Origin of the sequence: Zwartia vadi (assembly GCF_030410375.1) — a bacterium.
GTDB classification, from domain to species: domain Bacteria; phylum Pseudomonadota; class Gammaproteobacteria; order Burkholderiales; family Burkholderiaceae_B; genus Zwartia; species Zwartia vadi.
This window is the reverse complement of record NZ_JAUHHE010000017.1, coordinates 1-19659: the sequence shown is the minus strand read 5'-3', so window position 1 is coordinate 19659 and position 19659 is coordinate 1. Positions and strand designations below refer to the sequence as shown.

At 53.1% G+C, this 19659-nt stretch carries 21 protein-coding genes; 9 read left to right on the top strand and 12 right to left on the bottom strand.

The window, feature by feature from the left end; genetic code table 11:
- Positions 1-83: 83 nt before the first annotated feature.
- The 4 genes from QWY27_RS13585 (at position 84) to pdxA (ending at position 3785) form a co-directional block, all read left to right on the top strand.
- Entirely contained in the window at positions 84-536 is a 453-nt protein-coding gene (locus QWY27_RS13585; RefSeq protein WP_290198937.1) for an Mth938-like domain-containing protein, read from the top strand.
- A complete protein-coding gene (locus QWY27_RS13580; RefSeq protein WP_290198936.1) occupies positions 533-1000 on the top strand; it encodes a peroxiredoxin in 468 nt (155 codons plus the stop codon). Before QWY27_RS13585 ends, QWY27_RS13580 begins: the two co-directional genes overlap by 4 nt.
- Before the next feature lie 65 nt (positions 1001-1065).
- Positions 1066-2751 carry a PhoH family protein gene (locus QWY27_RS13575; protein ID WP_290198935.1) on the top strand — a complete coding sequence of 562 codons (1686 nt, stop codon included), beginning with the start codon at positions 1066-1068 and terminating at the stop codon, positions 2749-2751.
- 11 nt (positions 2752-2762) lie between these two features.
- Positions 2763-3785, top strand: coding sequence for a 4-hydroxythreonine-4-phosphate dehydrogenase PdxA (gene pdxA / locus QWY27_RS13570; RefSeq protein WP_290198934.1), 1023 nt, complete (start codon positions 2763-2765; stop codon positions 3783-3785).
- 33 nt (positions 3786-3818) lie between these two features.
- On the opposite strand, the gene QWY27_RS13565 is transcribed toward pdxA, so the two are convergent.
- Positions 3819-4163 carry a hypothetical protein gene (locus QWY27_RS13565; RefSeq protein ID WP_290198933.1) on the bottom strand — a complete coding sequence of 115 codons (345 nt, stop codon included), beginning with the start codon at positions 4161-4163 and terminating at the stop codon, positions 3819-3821.
- Positions 4164-4182: 19 nt separating this feature from the next.
- Between QWY27_RS13565 and pbpG the strand changes: the two genes are divergently transcribed.
- The gene (pbpG, locus tag QWY27_RS13560) at positions 4183-5064 is read left to right on the top strand and encodes a D-alanyl-D-alanine endopeptidase (protein WP_290198932.1); all 882 of its coding nucleotides are present in this window, start codon (positions 4183-4185) and stop codon (positions 5062-5064) included.
- Here pbpG and QWY27_RS13555 read toward each other — a convergent pair.
- The 9 genes from QWY27_RS13555 to QWY27_RS13515 all read right to left on the bottom strand — a co-directional run bounded on the left by QWY27_RS13555 (position 5061) and on the right by QWY27_RS13515 (position 12101).
- Complete coding sequence (locus QWY27_RS13555; protein WP_290198931.1) at positions 5061-6437, bottom strand: replicative DNA helicase; 1377 nt, start codon at positions 6435-6437, stop codon at positions 5061-5063. The genes pbpG and QWY27_RS13555 overlap by 4 nt on opposite strands.
- Positions 6438-6444: 7 nt before the next feature.
- Complete coding sequence (locus tag QWY27_RS13550; protein WP_290198930.1) at positions 6445-7263, bottom strand: RIO1 family regulatory kinase/ATPase domain-containing protein; 819 nt, start codon at positions 7261-7263, stop codon at positions 6445-6447.
- A gap of 114 nt (positions 7264-7377) precedes the next feature.
- On the bottom strand, positions 7378-7833 hold the full coding sequence (gene rplI, locus QWY27_RS13545) for a 50S ribosomal protein L9 (RefSeq protein ID WP_290198929.1): 456 nt from the start codon (positions 7831-7833) through the stop codon (positions 7378-7380).
- Between the two features lie 14 nt (positions 7834-7847).
- Positions 7848-8120 carry a 30S ribosomal protein S18 gene (rpsR, locus tag QWY27_RS13540; protein ID WP_290198928.1) on the bottom strand — a complete coding sequence of 91 codons (273 nt, stop codon included), beginning with the start codon at positions 8118-8120 and terminating at the stop codon, positions 7848-7850.
- A gap of 12 nt (positions 8121-8132) precedes the next feature.
- Complete coding sequence (gene priB / locus QWY27_RS13535; RefSeq protein ID WP_435433488.1) at positions 8133-8483, bottom strand: primosomal replication protein N; 351 nt, start codon at positions 8481-8483, stop codon at positions 8133-8135.
- Between the two features lie 12 nt (positions 8484-8495).
- Positions 8496-8870: a 30S ribosomal protein S6 gene (gene rpsF, locus QWY27_RS13530; RefSeq protein ID WP_290198927.1), complete on the bottom strand. Its 375-nt coding sequence runs from the start codon at positions 8868-8870 to the stop codon at positions 8496-8498.
- 191 nt (positions 8871-9061) lie between these two features.
- Positions 9062-10921: a 1-deoxy-D-xylulose-5-phosphate synthase gene (dxs, locus tag QWY27_RS13525; protein ID WP_290198926.1), complete on the bottom strand. Its 1860-nt coding sequence runs from the start codon at positions 10919-10921 to the stop codon at positions 9062-9064.
- Between the two features lie 8 nt (positions 10922-10929).
- Positions 10930-11844 (bottom strand): polyprenyl synthetase family protein, encoded by a 915-nt coding sequence (locus QWY27_RS13520; protein ID WP_290198982.1) that lies wholly within the window; start codon positions 11842-11844, stop codon positions 10930-10932.
- Between the two features lie 8 nt (positions 11845-11852).
- On the bottom strand, positions 11853-12101 hold the full coding sequence (locus QWY27_RS13515) for an exodeoxyribonuclease VII small subunit (protein WP_290198981.1): 249 nt from the start codon (positions 12099-12101) through the stop codon (positions 11853-11855).
- Positions 12102-12362: 261 nt separating this feature from the next.
- Between QWY27_RS13515 and QWY27_RS13510 the strand changes: the two genes are divergently transcribed.
- Together QWY27_RS13510 and htpX are read left to right on the top strand one after the other, a co-directional pair.
- Positions 12363-13517 (top strand): aromatic ring-hydroxylating oxygenase subunit alpha, encoded by a 1155-nt coding sequence (locus tag QWY27_RS13510; protein WP_290198925.1) that lies wholly within the window; start codon positions 12363-12365, stop codon positions 13515-13517.
- A 125-nt stretch (positions 13518-13642) separates the two neighbouring features.
- A complete protein-coding gene (gene htpX, locus QWY27_RS13505; protein ID WP_290198924.1) occupies positions 13643-14524 on the top strand; it encodes a protease HtpX in 882 nt (293 codons plus the stop codon).
- A 31-nt stretch (positions 14525-14555) separates the two neighbouring features.
- Here htpX and polA read toward each other — a convergent pair whose 3' ends face one another.
- Positions 14556-17276 (bottom strand): DNA polymerase I, encoded by a 2721-nt coding sequence (polA, locus tag QWY27_RS13500; RefSeq protein WP_290198923.1) that lies wholly within the window; start codon positions 17274-17276, stop codon positions 14556-14558.
- On the opposite strand from polA, the gene QWY27_RS13495 reads away from it, so the two are divergent.
- Together QWY27_RS13495 and QWY27_RS13490 are read left to right on the top strand one after the other, a co-directional pair.
- Positions 17275-17955, top strand: a complete 681-nt coding sequence (locus QWY27_RS13495) for an LOG family protein (RefSeq protein WP_494338398.1) — start codon at positions 17275-17277, stop codon at positions 17953-17955. The genes polA and QWY27_RS13495 overlap by 2 nt on opposite strands.
- 64 nt (positions 17956-18019) lie before the next feature.
- Positions 18020-19504, top strand: a complete 1485-nt coding sequence (locus tag QWY27_RS13490) for an NAD-dependent succinate-semialdehyde dehydrogenase (RefSeq protein WP_290198922.1) — start codon at positions 18020-18022, stop codon at positions 19502-19504.
- A gap of 67 nt (positions 19505-19571) precedes the next feature.
- Here QWY27_RS13490 and QWY27_RS13485 read toward each other — a convergent pair.
- On the bottom strand, positions 19572-19659 hold an 88-nt coding region (locus QWY27_RS13485; protein WP_290195450.1), incomplete at its 5' end, for an IS3 family transposase.

Genomic DNA, 19659 nt, shown 5'->3' with positions numbered 1-19659 from the left:
TTTTTCGGCCAATCTCGACAAATGATGTCATCACAATTGAGAAGTGATTGCGCTATCATCGAACGAAATAGCTGGAGTATTGATTGAAGCTTCATACAGACACCAACGCGGCGCTCAACACCGTCACCGGTTACGGTCATGGCTACGTCGAAATCAACAAAGTCAGCTTTCACCATGCAATTGCCTTCGGCCCGGAGGGTTCTGTGCGAACTTGGCCAGTCGACAATCCTGAAAGCATTTCCACCGCATCGCTGCTGCAGGCTGCCGGACTGATCCTCAAGCCGATCGATCCACTTGCCTTTTTGGACTCTGTCGAGCCCCCCCAACCCGAAGTAGAGGGTGTGCGACCGGAGGTGCTCTTGGTCGGGACGGGCTCACGCCAACGCATGCTAAGCCACGCCGTTGTGCAACCGCTCTTGCGGGCGGGCATTGGTGTGGAATGCATGACAACCAAAGCGGCCGCCCGTACCTATAACATCCTGATGGCTGAAGGCAGACAAGTTATCGCCGCTCTTTTACCGGAGAACAATAAATGAGTAGTGTCCTGATTGGCAAACCCGCCCCCGCTTTTTCAGCTAATAGTACTTTTGGAGAGATTTCTCTCGAAAGATGCCTGGGTCGTGGCGTCATTATTTATTTTTATCCTAAAGACAACACGCCGGGTTGCACAACAGAAACGCAGGACTTCAGAGACTTGCACGATGAATTTTTAGCCATAGGTTGTGTTGTGATCGGTGTCTCTCGGGACTCGCTCAAATCACATGAGAATTTTTCCAAGAAACTTGAGCTTCCTTTTCCCCTCATCGCGGATACTGAAGAAACGGTCTGTCAGGCCTATGACGTGATGAAACTCAAACAAATGTATGGCAAACAAGTGCGTGGCATCGAGCGCAGCACTTTTTTAATCGATGCCCGCGGCAAACTTGTGCAAGCCTGGCGCGGAGTCAAAGTCCCAGGACATGCCCAGGAGGTGCTTCAAGCCGCACGCAGCCTCACATAATTCGAAGCGTCCATTCAAAGCGCCACTCACTCATTTAATCGCTGGTCCCTTTAGAGAACTCTCGTATGCCGTTGCCAAAGTTGCCTACACGCCCTGCCGCGATTCTGGATATCGCCGACCACAAGCTCGAGCCAAAAGTAGCTTCCCTGATTCGCGAAGAGAGCACCGCAGAGGAAATTATTGAAACGCTCGACGCCCCCCCCACACCAGTGGTTACCGAAAAACCCTCCAAATCCATCACGCTGGACTTGTCGAGTTTGTCGCAAACCAAAACAAAGCGCACAAGTCGTCAAAAGCTCCCAAAAACGGAGCGTGCGCATCCCGCAACCGTTCAGACAACTCAATCTTTGCGTAAATTGTTTGTACTGGATACAAATGTGTTGCTTCACGACCCGAGCTCTCTTTTCAGATTCGAGGAGCATGATGTCTTTTTGCCGATGATGACGCTCGAAGAGCTTGATCATCAAAAAAAGGGCATGTCGGAGGTTGCGCGCAACGCTCGCCAGGTCAGTCGCTCGCTTGACACCTTGGTGGGTGAGCATCGTGACCTTGATCTGGGCCTCCCGCTCGACGGCCTTGGACACAAAGATGCAACGGGTCGATTGTTCTTCCAGACCACTGCGATGGCAAGCGCCCTGCCGCCTGATCTGCCGATGGGAAAAGCGGACAATCAAATACTCGGCGTGGTGAGAGCTTTGCACGACAAGTTTACTGACCGCGAGGTCGTGCTTGTTTCCAAAGACATCAATATGCGCCTGAAGGCACGAACGCTTTCACTTTCGGCAGAAGATTACTTTAACGATCAAGTGCTTGAAGACTCGGACTTGTTGTACAGCGGCATGCTTGCGTTGCCCGACAACTTCTGGAACAAGCACGGCAAAGGCGTGGAGTCCTGGCAACAGGGCGGTACAACTTACTATCGAATCACCGGCCCGCTTTGCCATCAGTTCATGGTGAATCAGTTCGTATATTTTGAAGGTCCGATGCCGCTGTATGCGCAAGTGCGCGAAGTCAGTGGCAAGACTGCAGTGCTCGCCACACTGCGTGACTTTACGCATGGAAAAAATAACGTATGGGGTGTGACGGCTCGCAATCGCGAGCAAAACTTCGCCATGAATCTGTTGATGGACCCGGACTGTGATTTTGTTTCGCTTCTCGGTCAAGCCGGAACAGGTAAAACTCTTTTGACTCTCGCCGCAGGTCTGGCACAAGTATTGGAAACCAAGCGTTACACCGAGATCATCATTACCCGCGTGACGGTTCCAGTGGGAGAAGATATTGGCTTTTTACCCGGAACCGAAGAAGAAAAGATGCAACCTTGGATGGGTGCGCTTGAAGACAACCTCGAAGTGCTCACAATGGGTGAAACAGACGGCGGCTCATCTGTTGGCAACGGTCAGACGCATGACTGGGGTCGGACAGGGGCGATGGATTTGATTCGCTCCCGCATCAAGGTGAAGTCTCTCAACTTTATGCGTGGCCGCACATTCCTGAACAAGTATTTGATCATCGACGAGGCCCAAAACCTCACGCCCAAGCAAATGAAGACCTTGATCACGCGTGCGGGTCCCGGTACCAAAGTGATCTGTCTGGGCAATATTGCGCAGATTGATACGCCCTACCTGACAGAGGGGAGCTCTGGACTGACCTTTGTGGTTGATCGTTTCAAGGGCTGGCCGCATGCCGGACACATCACCTTGCAACGAGGAGAACGCTCACGCCTGGCTGACTACGCGGGCGAAGTGCTGTAACGCAAAAGACTATGACGACAACTCAAGCCTCTTCCGGTGCACGCACGCCTTTGGCAATGACCTTGGGAGATGCCGCGGGCATCGGCCCTGAGATCATTGTCAAGCTGCATGCTCAGGGTCTTTCTGCACCTTGTATTGTTTATGGTGACTCCGGCGCATTGAAACGCGCCTGCGACAAGCTAGCTGTCTCCTTGCAGATCGTTGAGCTCTCTGTACAAGATCCTCTGACAGACGATTTTCACCGTCCCGGATACCTGTTTGTTCGCCCCTCCTCGCCTGCTCTGCCGCCAGACCTTCCCTATGGAAAGGTCGATGCACGCGCAGGTCATGCCGCGGTTCAAGCTTTGCACGCAGCGATTGATGACGCGCTGGCCGGACGAGTGCGCGCAATCGTCACAGCTCCCTTAAACAAAGAGTCCATGCATGCAGCCGGTATTGACTTTCCCGGGCATACAGAAATTCTTGCCCAACGCTCAAACACACCACATGTCGCGATGATGCTGGTGAACGATCAGCTGCGTGTCATCCTGGCCACCATCCACATCGCGCTCTCCGAGGTGTCTACCACCCTTACAACAGAGCTGGAGTATCGGACGATCGAGCTGGCCAGTCTCGCCTGCCGTGCAATGGGAATCACGTCGCCACGCGTGGCCGTTGCAGGCCTGAACCCTCACGCCGGCGAGCAGGGCAAATTCGGACGAGAAGACCTCGATATCATCGCCCCTGCTATCGCACTGGCCAGACAAAAGGGGATTGATGCTACGGGTCCCTGGCCTGGCGACACTGTATTCATGCGGGCACGTCAAGGCGAGTTTGATATTTGCGTGGCCCAATATCACGATCAAGGACTCATTCCGATTAAATACCTGGGCATTGACGAGGGCGTGAATGTCACAGTCGGTCTACCTTTTGTCAGAACAAGTGTTGATCACGGCACGGCCTTTGATATCGCCGGCCAAGGGATCGCCAATCCGAGTTCCTTACGCGCAGCTTTTGATCTTGCCTTAAGCCTGACTGCAGCAAAATTTAGTTAGTTTTTTAGGGGTAAACCCTTGTTTTTAACAATGTTAATAAATAAACGGTTTAACTATCCTTGCTAAGTATATAATTTGAATAGTTTTTATACTTATAAGGGCGCTGGGAATGCGTGCAGGAATTTTTTTACCCCTTCGCAAGGCTGGTTTAGCAGGCTTAGTTAGTCTGAGCTTGGCTCTCGCTGGAGCCTCGAGTTTTGCGCAAAGCACGACAACGACCAGTTCGCAAGCCTCTAAAACTAAAGCGACGTCGTCCAGCAAAACGGCCCAAAAATCAAGCACGGCCAAAAACAGCACAAAAGCCTCAACAAAATCCAAGTCAAAGCCTAAATCAACTTCGGCAAACGCAAACAGAAAGAAAGCCGCACCTGCTGGCACGCCTCAAGGCACTCGCGGCGTGAAGTCCAGCTCAAATACAGGTAAAGCACTTGCAGCGGGTGCGACAACCGCAGCGGTTGCCAGTGCAGCCAATGCACAGCGCGCACAAGCGGAAAAAAAATCAGGCAATCCTGCGAGCGGCCTACGCTCGCATGTGGTGTTCGTTCAGGACCTTAACAGCAAAGCGGTACTGTTTTCACGCAATGATGATGTCGCCCGTCCAATCGCCTCGATTACCAAGCTCATGACTGCCCTGGTCGTCATCGATGCCAAACAACCGCTTGATGAAATCCTGCAAATCACACAGGATGATGTGGACGTCGTCAAGTTCAGCCGTTCGCGTCTAGCAGTTGGCGTCAAACTTTCACGCGCAGACATGTTGCACCTTGCCCTCATGTCCTCAGAGAATCGTGCCGCCAACGCTTTAGGTCGTCATTATCCCGGTGGCATGCCCGCTTTTGTCGCAGCCATGAACAACAAAGCGCGCGAGCTTGGCATGACTAACAGTCGTTTTGTAGAACCCACGGGACTGTCCAGTGCCAATGTCGCGACGCCCCGGGATCTGGTCAAGTTGATGCAAGCCACAGCAGCCAGACCAAGCATCCGCTACTACTCAACCAACCAGCAACACGAAATCTCAACGCGTGGACACGCTACCCTGTTCAGAAACACCAACATGTTGGTCACAAATCCGAATTGGGACATCCGAGTCTCCAAGACTGGCTTTATCAACGAAGCGGGTCAATGTCTTGTGATGGTTGCACGCATCAACAATCGCGACACCGCCATCGTCTTACTCAATGCCGATGGCAAGGGCACACGTATTGGAGATGCTGTCAAAATCAGACAGCTCGTACAAAATCGCCAGGCTGTTGCCATGTCACGCACGGATCTGAACTAGTAACTTGCTCCGCCGCCCGCAAAATTCAAGAAGCGTGTACTAGACCCCTGGAACGTCAGACGCACCGTTCCTATCGGGCCGTTACGCTGCTTGCCGATAATGATTTCGGCAGTTCCCTTATCTGGCGAATCGGGGTTGTACACCTCGTCGCGATAAATAAATAAAATCAAATCAGCATCTTGCTCGATTGCGCCGGACTCTCGCAAATCACTCATCACGGGTCGTTTATTTGGGCGTTGCTCAAGACTTCGATTCAGCTGCGACAGCGCAATCACTGGACACTCAAGCTCTTTACCCAAGGCTTTCAAAGAACGGCTAATCTCGGAGATCTCTGTTGCACGGTTCTCACCCGCTGAGCTCGCGCCCATCAATTGCAAGTAGTCAATCACAATCAATCCAAGCTTGCCGCACTGCCGCGCCAGACGACGGGCGCGTGCGCGCACCTCAACCGAACTGAGTGCCGGGGTCTCATCGATGTACATCTGCGCGTCCTGCATGCGTTGCACCGCGTGGGTCACACGCGGCCAGTCATCGGCCAGCAGCTTGCCCGTTCGCATACGATGCTGATCCAACATTCCGACTGAACCAAGCATACGCATAGCAAGTTGGACCGCACCCATTTCCATGGAAAAAACGGCTACCGGTAAACCTTGTTCGATCGCGACATGCTCGGCCACGTTCATGGCAAGTGATGTTTTCCCCATTGAAGGACGACCTGCCACAATCACCAAATCACCTGGCTGCAATCCAGAAGTCATTCGATCCAGATCTGTAAAACCGGTCGGCACGCCCGTCACATCCGTGTCACCCTCGCGATGATAGAGCTCATCAATGCGCTCGACCACCTCCGAGAGCAAAGGCTGAATTTCTCTAAACCCTGCGCTGGCTTTGGCGCCCTCCTGCGCAATTTTGAACACCTTGGATTCAGCTTCATCTAGCAGCTGGCGCGCCTCTTTTCCCTGAGGATTGAAGGCTGCCGCAGCAATCTCATCGGCCACTGTGACCAACTTACGCAACATGGAGCGCTCACGGACGATTTCGGCATAGCGACGAATATTGGCGGCTGAGGGGGTGTTGTGCGCAAGCGCATTCAAATATCCCAGCCCTCCCACTTCTTCGGACTTGCCCACGCTGGAGATCGATTCGTGAACGGTGACGACATCAGCGGGACGCGAGAGATTGATCAAACGGGAAATATGATGCCAAATCAAACGATGATCGTAGCGATAAAAGTCATCCTCGTTGACAACATCGGTCACACGCTCCCAAGCACCATTGTCGAGCAGCAAGCCGCCCAAAACGGATTGCTCCGCCTCGACGGAGTGTGGGGGAACGCGCAGATAGTCTAGCTGTGGATCGGGGGGATTATTCATGCTGAGATCATAACCTTAAGGCATCCGTGACATACAAAAATCCTCGAACATCCCGCCCCGGCAAACGCTGTAACAACCAGCCAATATGGCGTTTGACATCAGAAAAAAGCTGTCCAAATCTAACGAGCCGGGCGCGAACAGCCGGGTCAGGGTTGGCTTGTAAATAGGTCGACAGCAACCTTGCGCACAAGAGCCTGCGTTCCTGCTCGGAAAACTGTTCTCCGCGCAAGCCCGCCATTGAAGACATCATCTGATACACATCGTAGGCCTGGCCAAGGGGTTTTGAAAGCGCCTCGCCAATGTTTTCCTCAAAATCGATACGCGTCAGCTGACCTTGTTGCACCATCAGATTACGCAACTGGGCACCACCATGCACAAAGCCTGCTTGATGAAATTTGGCAAGGTCGCGCGCGGCAAGATCCATCCATTCAAGTCTCTGTTGTGCCGTAGACTCTCTGATTTCTGTTGGGAGATTTTCGCCGACGAATGCCAGTACAAGCAAGCCAGGTGCATGATACAAAACCTCGGGCGCAGGATAGCCTTGGGCATGCAACGCAAGCAGTCTCTGCGTCTCAGCTTCCACACCATTACGAAGTAATACACGAGCGGATGGCCGCTCCTTAAATCCCCACCAGCAAAAAAGCGAAATGATTGAGGCCCGCAGATACCGAACAACATAACTCATGGCACCAAGCGCAGATGGCCTTTTGATTTTAATGACACAGGTTTGTCCATCAAGCACAGCCATATGCACGCCATTAGCACGCTTATGATCCTCAAGCCAGGCGGTTAAAGCTTGCTGAAAGGACACGGATGGATCGTTCATTAATTGAATTACCTGTTGACTACGCTGTGGTTGATTGCACGCCTGGGGTCACGCAGTCAAAAAAGCCGGCATCAGCCGGCTTTTTTGTGAAACATGATCAGGATCGGATCGCGATCAGACCAAATCACCCACGACAACAACAGTGATCGTGCTGACGACGTCAGGATGCAAAGCAACCTGAATGGATGTTTCGCCGACTGCCTTGAGCGGACCCTCTGGCAAACGGATCTGCGCCTTCTCAATACCGGCAAAACCGGCCGCAACCAGTCCTTGCGCGATATCCATGTTGGTCACGGAGCCAAACAAGCGTCCATCCACACCAGCTTTTTGCTTGATGCTGAGAGAGAAGTTCTCCAGTCGCTCGCCCATCGCCTGACAAGCGGCGAGCTTCTCGGCCTGAGCTTTCTCGAGCTCTGCACGACGCATTTCGAACTCTTTGAGAGCTGCTTCAGTGGCACGACGCGCTTTTTTCTGAGGAATCAGGAAATTACGGGCATAGCCGTCGCGCACACGAACAACTTCACCGAGGTTTCCAACGTTAACAACTTTTTCGAGCAGAATGATTTGCATAATATGCCCCGGGATTAATTGTGGTTATCAGTGAAGGGCAACAAAGCCAAAAAGCGCGCACGCTTGATCGCTGAGTCGAGCTGACGCTGATAAATTGCTTTTGTACCAGTCAGACGAGCAGGAATGATCTTGCCGTTTTCCTGAATAAAGTCACGCAGCGTATCGAGATCTTTGTAATCGATCTGCTCAACACCCGCCGCGCTGAAGCGGCAGAATTTACGACGCTTAAAAAGCGGATTTTGTTGGGTGAACTTCTTTTTTTCTTTACGTTTACCGAAGAAAGCCATGATATGCCTTGTTCAAATTTGTTGAATATGCTGCGCATGCAGCCGATATTTTTGAGAATCTTTTCGAACCGGAGCCAGAAATCCCTGAAGCCGGACCTTGCAACCTAAACTCATTGTTCCAGCCATTTGGGCCAAATCTCCCATCGCAACAACAGTCAACATAAATGCGATGCGACGCGGTTGATTTGCTTCTGTGACCTCGGACTCATGCGAGAGTAAAAACTCTAAAACCGGAACGCCTGCAGGTGTGTACCTAAGAGGAGAAAGCTCAGAGATGATTCCCTGGACTTCGTACCGATTCGCTTCGTGCCGATTCACTTCTAGCCGGTTGACTTCGTTCCGACTGACCTCTGGCCGATCCACGACAACTCCGGTTTACTCGGTGTCGTCTGGTATTGATTCAGCGGATGCTTTACGGGCTTCTTCGCGTTCGACTTGTTTCATCATGATTGAAGGCTCTGTCTCAGCAGCTTTTGTCTTGATGACCAAGTGACGCAACACAGCATCGTTGTAACGGAAAGAATGCTCTAACTCGTCAAGCGTTGCCTGGCTGCACTCAATGTTGAAGCACAAGTAATGCGCCTTAACAAGTTTTTGAATAGGATATGCCAACTGACGGCGGCCCCAGTCTTCGGTGCGGTGGACTTTACCGCCCTGTGTGGTGACCAACGCCTGATAGCGCTCAACCATGGCGGGCACTTGCTCGCTCTGGTCCGGATGGACAATAAAAACAACTTCATAATGGCGCATGCAATGCACTCCTGTGGATATCCGAACCAAGTAACCAACCTGATCCGGGGGCAGCCCGTTGATCTGGAAATCGCTTTAAAAAAGCATCAAATCCATGACAATCGAGCAAGAAAGTCTATTATTTTCGCGCATTTAGCCCTTTTTTGCAAACCAGTGCCGTGCCTGAGCATGACGCTGTCCACAAAACTGGCTCAAGCCGCCAGAAAACGCGAACGAATGGAGGACTCGATCCCCGCGGCATCAAGCCCCACGCTCGCGAGCAAGGCCCCCTGCTCGCCGTGATCGATGAATCTGTCAGGCAAGCCCAAGTGCAAAATGGGCGTCACGACGGCATGGGCAGCAAGAGCTTCAGACACTGCACTGCCAGCGCCCCCCATGATGCATCCTTCTTCAAGAGTCACTAGGCCAAGCGGATGCTCTGCAGCCATCTGCAGCACAAGCTCGGTATCGAGCGGTTTAACAAAACGCATATCCACAACAGTCAGGTCTAGGGCCTGAGCTGCCTGCAGCGCCGCCGGTAGCAAGGTACCGAACACCAGAACAGCAATACCGCGCCCTCGCCTGCGCACAATCCCACGACCAAGCGGCACCGTCTCCAGGTCCGAACCAACGGGCGTACCCGCTCCGGAACCCCTGGGGTAACGGACTGAGGCTGGACCGGGGTGCTGGTAACACGTTGTCAGTAATAAGCGTGTTTCATTTTCATCTGAAGGGGTTGCAACCACCATATTGGGAATGCAGCGTAAAAACGCAATGTCGTAATTTCCAGCATGGGTTGCTCCATCGGCTCCAACGAGTCCTGCTCGATCCAGGGCGAAGGTGACATCCAGATTTTGTAGGGCGACGTCATGGATCAATTGGTCATAACCGCGTTGTAAAAATGTCGAGTAAATCGCCAGCACGGGTTTTTGACCCTCGCAGGCCATTCCCGCGGCAAATGTCACGGCATGCTGCTCGGCAATACCCACGTCAAAATAGCGCGTCGGGAAACGGCGTTCAAATTCCACCATGCCGCTGCCCTCACGCATCGCCGGCGTTACGCCGTTCAGACGCGGGTCATGTTCAGCCATGTCACAGAGCCAGCGGCCAAAGACTTGAGTAAAGGTGAGCTTGGGCGCAGCGGTCGGTTTTTGAATCCCGAGGGCCAGATCAAACTTGCCGGGACCGTGATAAAGCACGGGATCCGCCTCGGCGAGTTTATAGCCCTGTCCTTTTTTAGTCACCACATGCAAAAACTGCGGTCCTTTGAGCGCACGCATATTTTGCAAGGTCGGAACAAGCGCATCTAAATCGTGACCATCGATCGGTCCGACGTAGTTAAAACCCATTTCCTCAAATAAGGTGGCAGGTGTCACCATTCCCTTGGCATGCTCCTCGAGGCGACGAGCCAGCTCAAGCACAGGCGGCACATGCTGCAACACCGCGCGACCTACGTTTTTAGCCGCCGCATAAAACTGTCCGGACAACAGCCTGGCGAAATAACGATTCAGCGCACCAACAGGCGGTGAAATCGACATATCGTTGTCGTTGAGAATCACCAGCAAATTAATATCTGGTGTCACACCCGCATTATTCATTGCCTCAAAAGCCATCCCGGCAGACATCGCACCGTCGCCAATGACTGCAATGTGTTGACGGGAAACCCCGGCGTTACGAGAAGCAACCGCCATGCCGAGTGCTGCGGAAATCGAGGTCGACGAGTGAGCGGTACCAAAGGCATCGTATTCAGACTCGGAGCGCTTGGGAAAGCCGGAGATCCCGCCAAATTGTCGCAGCGACGCCATGGCGTCTTTGCGGCCAGTCAAAATCTTGTGTGGATATGACTGATGGCCAACGTCCCAGATGATTCTGTCATGGGGCGTGTCGTAGACGTGATGGAGGGCGACAGTCAATTCGACCGTTCCGAGGTTGGAGGAAAGATGCCCGCCCGTGCGAGAGACCGATTGCAAGATAAAGGCCCGAAGCTCGTCAGCAAGCTTTTTAAGCTCGCGACGATCCAACGCCTTGAGGTCCGCTGGTTGTTGAATACGATTAAGCAAATCTGTAGACATATCTCTCGTCAATGATCACGCAACACAATAAAGTCCGCCAATCCGGTCAAATAACGACCAGATTCGCCCAAGGGGGCGATGGCAGCAACAGCCTCCCGATGTAGCGCCCGGGCAAATGCCTGGGCACCAGTCAGCCCCATTAAGGTGACGTACGTTGGTTTGTTAGCCACCGCATCTTTACCTGCAGTTTTACCCAGTTTCGACGTTTCAATCGTCACATCCAGCACATCATCTACTACCTGAAATGCCAAACCCATCGCACGACCGTAATGATCGAGCGCGTCTTGTTGAGATCGGTCGGCCCCGGCAGCCAAACCGCCGAGCGCCACACTTGCGCAAAGCAAGGCGCCAGTCTTGAGTTGATGCATGTGTTGGAGCGCATCCTGGGAGAGGGTCTGTCCAACGCTCGCCAAATCGATCGCTTGACCACCTGCCATGCCAAGGCTTCCGGCAGCCTTGGCCAATACGCGTGTCGCCATGGCAATACGCTCGGATGCAATCGGCATTTGAACGAGAAACTCAAACGCCAGTGGCTGCAACGCGTCCCCGGCCAACAAGGCAGTCGCCTCATCAAACCGCACATGAACAGTTGGTTGCCCGCGTCGCAACGTGTCGTCATCCATGCAGGGTAAATCATCATGGACCAATGAATAAGCGTGAACAAGCTCAACGGCGGCGGCGGCGCAGTCCAGACCACGCTCAAAATCGGCACGGCCCTCTTGACTCGCGGCGCAGGCATACCCCGCGGCGTAAACAAGTGCCGCGCGCACGCGCTTGCCTCCTCCGAGCACAGCGTAACGCATCGCCTCATGCAAGCGCTGGGGCACCGCATCAGAGCTGGGCATCCCCAAATGCAGTACCTGCTCAATGTGCGTGGCCCGCTGACCCAGCCACTCTGCAAAAGGAGGTGGAGCGACTCTCATCATGGCACTCATTGCGCGGAGCGGTCCGTCTCATCGAAAGGGCGCAACAAGCCGGCCTCCAGGACACTGATCTGCTGCTCGGCATGCGCCAAACGCTCCTGACAGACACGCGTAAGCGCAACACCCCGTCGATAGGCGGCCAAAGACTCCTCAAGAGGCATCGCGCCGCTCTCCATTTTCGCTACCAGTTCTTCTAGCTGAGCCAGTGCCGTTTCAAAATCCTGGGGCAGGTCTGCATCGACCTCAGCCTCTGTCATCGCAGGTTGTGCCCGATCGGCGCCGGGGGCCTTTTTAGTTGGCTTGGTCAAACGAAACTCCATCGTAGGCCGAATCACGACACGAAAAGACGTGAGAAGGCCATATCTCAAATAATAGGTAATTGTACGAGATCATGGAGGGTTAAGGCCTTGATTGCATGGGTTACAATCAGGTCTTTATTATGGTGATCGGCCAAACCGATTTTTCTTCGCGCCAGCGCGACAATAAACGTACTGGCATGCTTCCATGCGGAGGGAATCATGACCGACATTGGTCGGATGGTGCATTTAGCCCCAGCTCGCACCCAGCTGCACGTCAACACCTATTTTGACGAAGCTCTTTTTGCCCGCGAGCAAGCTAGCATTTTTAAGCAGTCCTCCCTGTATGTCGGGCACGAAAAAAGTGTGCCCAACCTAGGAGACTGGAGAAGTTTGTCCCATGAAAACAATGGGAGAGTACTCGTGCGCGGTGAAAACGGCATCGAGTTGCTTTCCAACGTCTGTCGCCACCGTCAGGCACTGATGCTTGGCGGCCAAACCGGAAATGTCGCAGGCCATGTCAATACCCATGGCAATCTTGTGGGTACCGGTGGAAACATCGTCTGCCCCTTGCACCGTTGGACTTATGACAAAAAAGGCCAGCTACTTGGTGCCCCGCAGTTTGACGACAAGCCATGCCTGAACCTCGAGCGTTTCGCCCTGAAGGATTGCCACGGACTTCTTTTTGAAGGCCCTCGCAATCCTCTGACCGATATCGGCAGCCTGTTCAAACGCCCCGAGTTTGATTTTTCTGACTATGTGCTTGACCATGTTGAAGTTCACCAGTGCAACTACAACTGGAAAACATTTATCGAGGTCTACCTCGAGGATTACCACGTCGCCCCCTTTCATCCGGGCCTTGGTCACTTTGTGACCTGTGACGACTTGTCCTGGGAGTTTGGAGCGCAATACAGCATGCAGCGCGTGGGCGTGCATCAAGCACTCTCCCAGCCCGGTTCGCCCGCTTACAAAACGTGGCATGAAAAACTCATGCAGTTCCGGCAAGGCCAGGCGCCCGATTTTGGCGCAGTCTGGGTCACCTACTTTCCGACCCACATGATCGAGCTTTACCCGCACGTGCTGGTTTTATCGACGCTTTACCCCAAGTCTCCCCAGGAAACGGTCAATATCGTCGAGTTTTACTACCCAGAGGAAATCGCTCTCTTTGAACGCGAGTTTGTCGAAGCACAACGCGAAGCCTATATGGAAACAGCGATTGAAGATGACGAAATCGCTGAACGCATGGACGCAGGCCGGCGAGCCCTTCTGGAGCGTGGCGTATCCGAAACTGGACCCTATCAGTCCCCGATGGAAGACGGCATGCAGCACTTCCACGAGTGGTACCGGGCCGCAATGGGTCAAAACCTGAAAGAATAGCGCGCAATTCTAGGAGCGCGCTATCAGAATATCCAGGGAACTCTTTAAATCTGTTTGTGTCACAGATACACTTTCATTTGTTTGTCGAGTTTTCTCCCTTTAACGCTTTAAGCTAATCGAAAAACATGAAGAGAATTGTTTTATTCCTGGTGACAAACTTAGCGGTCATGCTTGTATTGAGCGTGACCCTCAGCATTTTGGGCGTCAATCGCTTTATCACCGAACAGGGTCTGAACGTCCAGATGCTGTTGATCTTTTCATTGATTGTCGGCTTCACGGGCTCGATCATTTCTTTGCTGATCAGCAAGCCCATGGCCAAGTGGAGCACCCACGCACAAGTCATCGACCCACAGGCCCCCGGTGGTCCGCGCGAAGCGTGGCTGGTTGACACCGTGCACCAACTCGCTGATCGTGCGGGGATTGGCCGCCCCGAGGTTGCCATATACGAAGGCGAACCAAACGCCTTTGCAACTGGGGCTTTCCGCAACGACTCCTTGGTCGCCGTTTCTACGGGCCTGCTCGATAGCATGACAGAGGAAGAAATCTCAGCGGTTCTGGCACACGAGGTTGCTCACATCGCCAATGGCGACATGATCACACTAACCCTCATTCAAGGGGTAGTGAACACGTTCGTGGTGTTCTTTGCGCGGATTGTTGGCTATTTTGTGGATCGTGTCATTCTGAAGAACGACAAAGGTCTTGGGGCGGGTTACTACATTACTGTTGTTGTCTGTGAAATCGCCTTTGGCATCATTGCCAGCCTGATTGTGGCATGGTTCTCACGCCAACGAGAGTATCGTGCAGACGCTGGCTCTGCCCAGCTGCTCAGCTCGCGCGAGCCCATGATTCGTGCGCTAGCTCGCCTAGGAGGACTGGAGCCAGGTGTGTTGCCCAAGAGCTTTGAGGCCTCGGGCATTTCAGGCGGAAAAGGTATCAGTGCGATGTTTGCCACGCACCCCCCTATTCCTGCGCGCATCCAGGCCTTGCAGCAAATGCCTGTACGTTAATGACGGATGCTTTCAGGACCGTCGGATACAACTAGTGAGCCTGCTCCCAGTTGGGTCCGACGCCTACTTCGGCTACCAGCGGTACGCGCAACGTGGCGACCTCGCACATCAGGCGAGGAAGATTGAGCTTGATCTGCTCGATTTCTTCATCCGGCACATCCAATACCAATTCGTCATGAACCTGCATGACGATTTTGCTTTTTAGCCCCTGCTCGTGCAGCCAGTTTTGTACAGCCACCATTGCAAGCTTGATCAAATCAGCGGCGGTCCCTTGCATCGGCGCATTAATAGCAGCCCGTTCCGCACCAGCCCGTCGAGCGCCAGCAGCATTGATATCGGCTAGCCATAACCGTCTGCCAAAAACAGTCTCCACAAAACCCTGAGCATGAGCAAGCGTCTTGGTCTCAGCCATGAACTGCGCAACACCCGGATATCGCATGAAATAGCGATCAATGTAAGTCTGGGCAGCATCTCGCGTTATGCCGAGATTGCTTGCCAAGCCAAAAGCGCCCATGCCATAGATCAAGCCAAAATTAATCGCCTTGGCTGCGCGTCGCTGTTCACTCGTGACATCCGCCAAGGGAACGCCAAAAACTTCGGAGGCTGTTGCGCGGTGTATGTCCTCGCCAGCCGCAAAGGCTTTTTGCAAATTTGCATCATTGGACACATGTGCCATCACACGCAATTCAATTTGCGAATAGTCTGCTGAAACAATTTTTCCCTTAGTGGCGATAAAGGCTTCGCGCACGCGTCGACCTGCCTCGGAACGTACCGGGATATTTTGCAAGTTCGGATCCGAAGATGCCAGACGGCCTGTAATCACGGAGGCCTGAGAGTAATGCGTATGGACTCTTCCTGTGGCAGGATTCACCATTTTAGGAAGTTTATCGGTATAGGTAGACTTGAGCTTGGCAAGCCCCCGATACTCCAACAACACCTTAGGCAAAGGGTAGTCCTCAGCGAGTTTGGTCAACACCTCTTCGTCAGTCGACGGGGCACCACCTGCTGTTTTACGCACCACAGGCAGTTGCATTTTGCCAAACAAAATCTCGCCCAACTGTTTAGGCGAGTTGAGATTAAAAGGCTGCCCCGCCAATTCATACGCACGTTTTTCCAGCTCCAAAAGCTCTTGCCCAAGAACATGGCTTTGGCGACCTAGCTCGGCTGAATCAATGCCCACCCCTGTTCGTTCAATTTCAAACAACACACGCGATGTTTGCATCTCAAGCTTATAAATGTATTCAAGCTTTGGCTCTTGCTGAATCTTTGGGCGTAGTACCTGATGCAAACGCAGGGTAAAGTCTGCATCCTCGCAGGCATATTCTGTTGCGCGCTCAAGATCGACTTGATCAAAACAGATCTGATGGGCGCCTTTGCCGCAAAGCTCTTCGAAAGACACGCCCTTGAGACCGAGATAACGCTGACACAAATCCTCCAGTCCCACGCCTCGATGAGACTCTAAGACATAGGCCTGCAACATGGTGTCATCGGCAACGCCGCGCAAATCAATACCCTCGTTGGCAAAGACGTGGGCGTCGTATTTGGCATGGTGCAACAGCTTGATGGCACGCTCATCCTCAAGCCATGGTTTCAGACGCGCCAAAACCTCTTGTTTTGGCAGTTGCGCCTGAGAGTCTGTACTGTGATGCCCAACAGGGATGTAACACGCGCTTCCAGCCTCAATGGACAGGGAAATCCCCACCAAACTCGCCTGCATGGGCTCTAGGGAAGTAGTCTCGGTATCAAGCGCCACACAATCAGATAGCCGAACTTTCTGAAGCCAGTCATCAAGCAGGGACCAGTCCGTCACCATCTCATACTTTTTGTGTGCGGGTGCAAGTGGTTTGACGGCTTCGACTGGCACACGTGCATCACCCTTGGGCACACGCTCTTGCTCGCCCGTCAACTCCCTTAACCAGGAGCGGAATCCATAACGCTCGTAAAGCTTGACGAGTGCATCCCTGTCAGGACTTTTAGGGCACAGCGTCTCGATACTGGGGACCTCCCGGCTCAAATCGCAGTCAATTTTGACTGTCAACAACTCGCGGGTCAGCGCAAACTGGGGAATTGCTGCGCGCAGATTTTGCCCTGCCACACCCTTGATATCGTCCGCGCGCTCGATGAGCGCCTCAACAGAGCCATACTCTTCGATCCACTTGGCCGCAGTTTTAGGACCGACTTTTTGAACACCCGGCACATTATCGACCGTATCGCCTACAAGCATCAGATAGTCAACAATTCGCTCGGGACTCACGCCGAATTTACGCACGACCCCTGCAGGGTCAAGTTTTTCGTTAGACATGGTGTTAACAAGCGTGACATGCGGCGTCACGAGCTGGGCCAGATCCTTATCGCCAGTCGAAATGATGGTGTGAACATCATGATCGGTTGCCCAGTGTGCCAACGTGCCGATCACGTCATCGGCCTCCACGCCTTCGATACCCAGAACGGGCCACCCCATGGCACGAATCGCCTCGTGGATCGGCTCGATCTGGGCAGCGAGATCCTCTGGCATCGGGGGGCGATGTGACTTATATTCAGGATAGAGGTCTTCGCGAAAGGTCTTACCTCGCACATCGAACACACATGCGGCATACTGCGCTTGATATTCATGCAGCATTTTGCGCATCATGTTGACGACGCCGTAGATTGCACCCGTCGGCTCTCCTTGCGCATTGCGCAAATCAGGCATCGCGTGAAAGGCACGATACAAATAACTCGATCCATCTACTAGCAACAAGGTTTTTTTCATGGGCCACAAAGAAGAAATAGTTTCGCCGGCACTTCAGCAAACAACCCAAATTATGTCAGAGATGCTGCACGCAGCCGACACTCTGGCCAAGATTGGGCCCGCAATCAGCATTTTTGGTAGTGCCAGGATCAAAAAAGATTCGTCACATTACGCCATAAGCGAGGAAATTGCCCGCAGATTAGCGCACGCGGGGTTTACTGTCATCGCGGGCGGCGGTCCAGGGATCATGGAAGCGGCCAATAAAGGGGCCTTTGAGGCTGGCGGAACAAGCGTTGGCTTGCACATCAAATTGCCGAAAGAGTCCAAACACAACGAATTTCAGACAATTAGCCTGCCTTTTCAGCATTTTGTGTCCAGAAAAGCGACTTTTTTCATGCACAGCCTGGCCTATGTTGTGCTGCCTGGTGGCTTCGGGACGCTGGACGAGCTCTTTGAAGCGGTCACTCTAATGCAAACCGGCAAAATACCTCCCGGACCCGTGATTTTGGTAGGAACCGATTTTTGGTGTGGACTGATGGATTGGATTCGGACGCAGCTCGAACAATCCGCCCTGATCAACCCCCTTGATCGTCATACACTGATCATCGAGGATGACCCGCAGCGTGTCGTGCAACACCTGGTCGACTTTTATCAGGATCACCCGGGAATTGTCGCCCGGCAGCCGAACGCGCCCGTTTAAAATCGTTAGATACTAGAATGAAGTTATCTTTACAAATTGTTAATCATTGATAGTTGGAGCAAACATGGATCGCGCTGTATTTCCTATGAAATTGAACAACCCTGACCTGCTGCGCTCGCAGTCCTACATCAACGGGAATTGGGTGGATGCCAAGGATGGGAATGCTTTTGCAGTCGACAACCCTGCAACCGGTGCCCATATTGCCCATGTTGCCAACCTGGGTGCTGATCAGGCTCAGGTGGCTATTGATGCGGCCAGTGCTGCCTTTCCCGCATGGCGGGCACGCACAGCCAAGGAGCGCTCAATCATTCTGCGCAAATGGTTCGATTTGATCAATGCCAATACTGATGATTTGGCGCGCATCATGACAGTCGAACAAGGCAAACCCTTCCCTGAAGCAAAAGGCGAAATCGCCTATGGCGCCTCTTTTGTAGAATGGTTTGCAGAGCAAGCTAAACGCGTGATGGGCGATACGATTGCGGCCCCGATCGCGACCAACCGTATGCTGGTCTTGCGCGAACCGATTGGCGTCTGCGCCGCGATCACGCCCTGGAACTTTCCTACCGCTATGATCACACGTAAAGTTGCGCCAGCGCTTGCTGCCGGTTGCACGATCGTCCTCAAGCCCGCCGAACAAACCCCCCTGTCAGCGCTGGCCTTAGCAGTCCTGGCTGAGCAAGCAGGTATCCCGGCTGGTGTGTTGAACATCATCACAGCGGATAGCGAACAATCTATTGCTGTGGGTAAAGTTCTGTGCACCAGTCCAACCGTGCGTAAACTGACTTTTACCGGCTCGACTCCAGTGGGACGTATCTTGATGCAGCAATGCGCCCCGAGTATCAAAAAAATGTCACTCGAACTCGGTGGCCATGCTCCCTTTATCGTTTTTGAGGATGCGGACATTGACGCAGCGATCGAAGGCGCAATGATTTCCAAATACCGCAATGCGGGTCAAACATGCGTGTGTACCAACCGTTTTTATGTTCACGCCAACGTCTATGACAACTTTGCTGCAAAACTGGCTGCACGCGTCTCAAGCGCCCTTTCTGTGGGCGAAGGTTTCGAAGATAAAGTGACGACAGGCCCTCTGATTGACGAGGCCGCAGTCGCCAAAGTCGAAGAGCATGTTCAGGACGCAGTCGCCAAAGGCGCCAAGATTTTGTGTGGCGGCGCCAAGCACGCGCGCGGCGGTCGTTTCTACCAGCCTACCGTCATCACGCAAGTCAGTGAAGATATGCTTTGCATGAGAGAGGAAACCTTTGGTCCCCTCGCGCCAATCGTCAAATTTACCGACGAAGCCGAGGTCATTCGCCTGGCCAACAACACGGACTATGGTTTGGCGTCCTACTTTTACAGTCGGGATATCGGTCGTATTTTCCGTGTGGCTGAAGCGCTCGAGTACGGTATGGTCGGCGTCAACACAGGACTGATCTCAAACGAAATGGCGCCTTTTGGTGGCGTCAAACAATCCGGTCTCGGACGCGAGGGCTCTGTCTACGGAATGGACGATTTCATGGAAATGAAATACGTATGTCTCGGCGGAATTTAAGCTCGCGCACGTAAAAAAACGCAGCCTAGTGAACTGACCCCATAAAGTTGGACAGTTTAAAAGCGGATTAGGGCCTCAAGGGTTGAGTTCTGTATTGCACAGGACTCAGCCCTTTGAGTTTTGTCTTGATCCGGTCGTTGTTGTAATAGTGAATA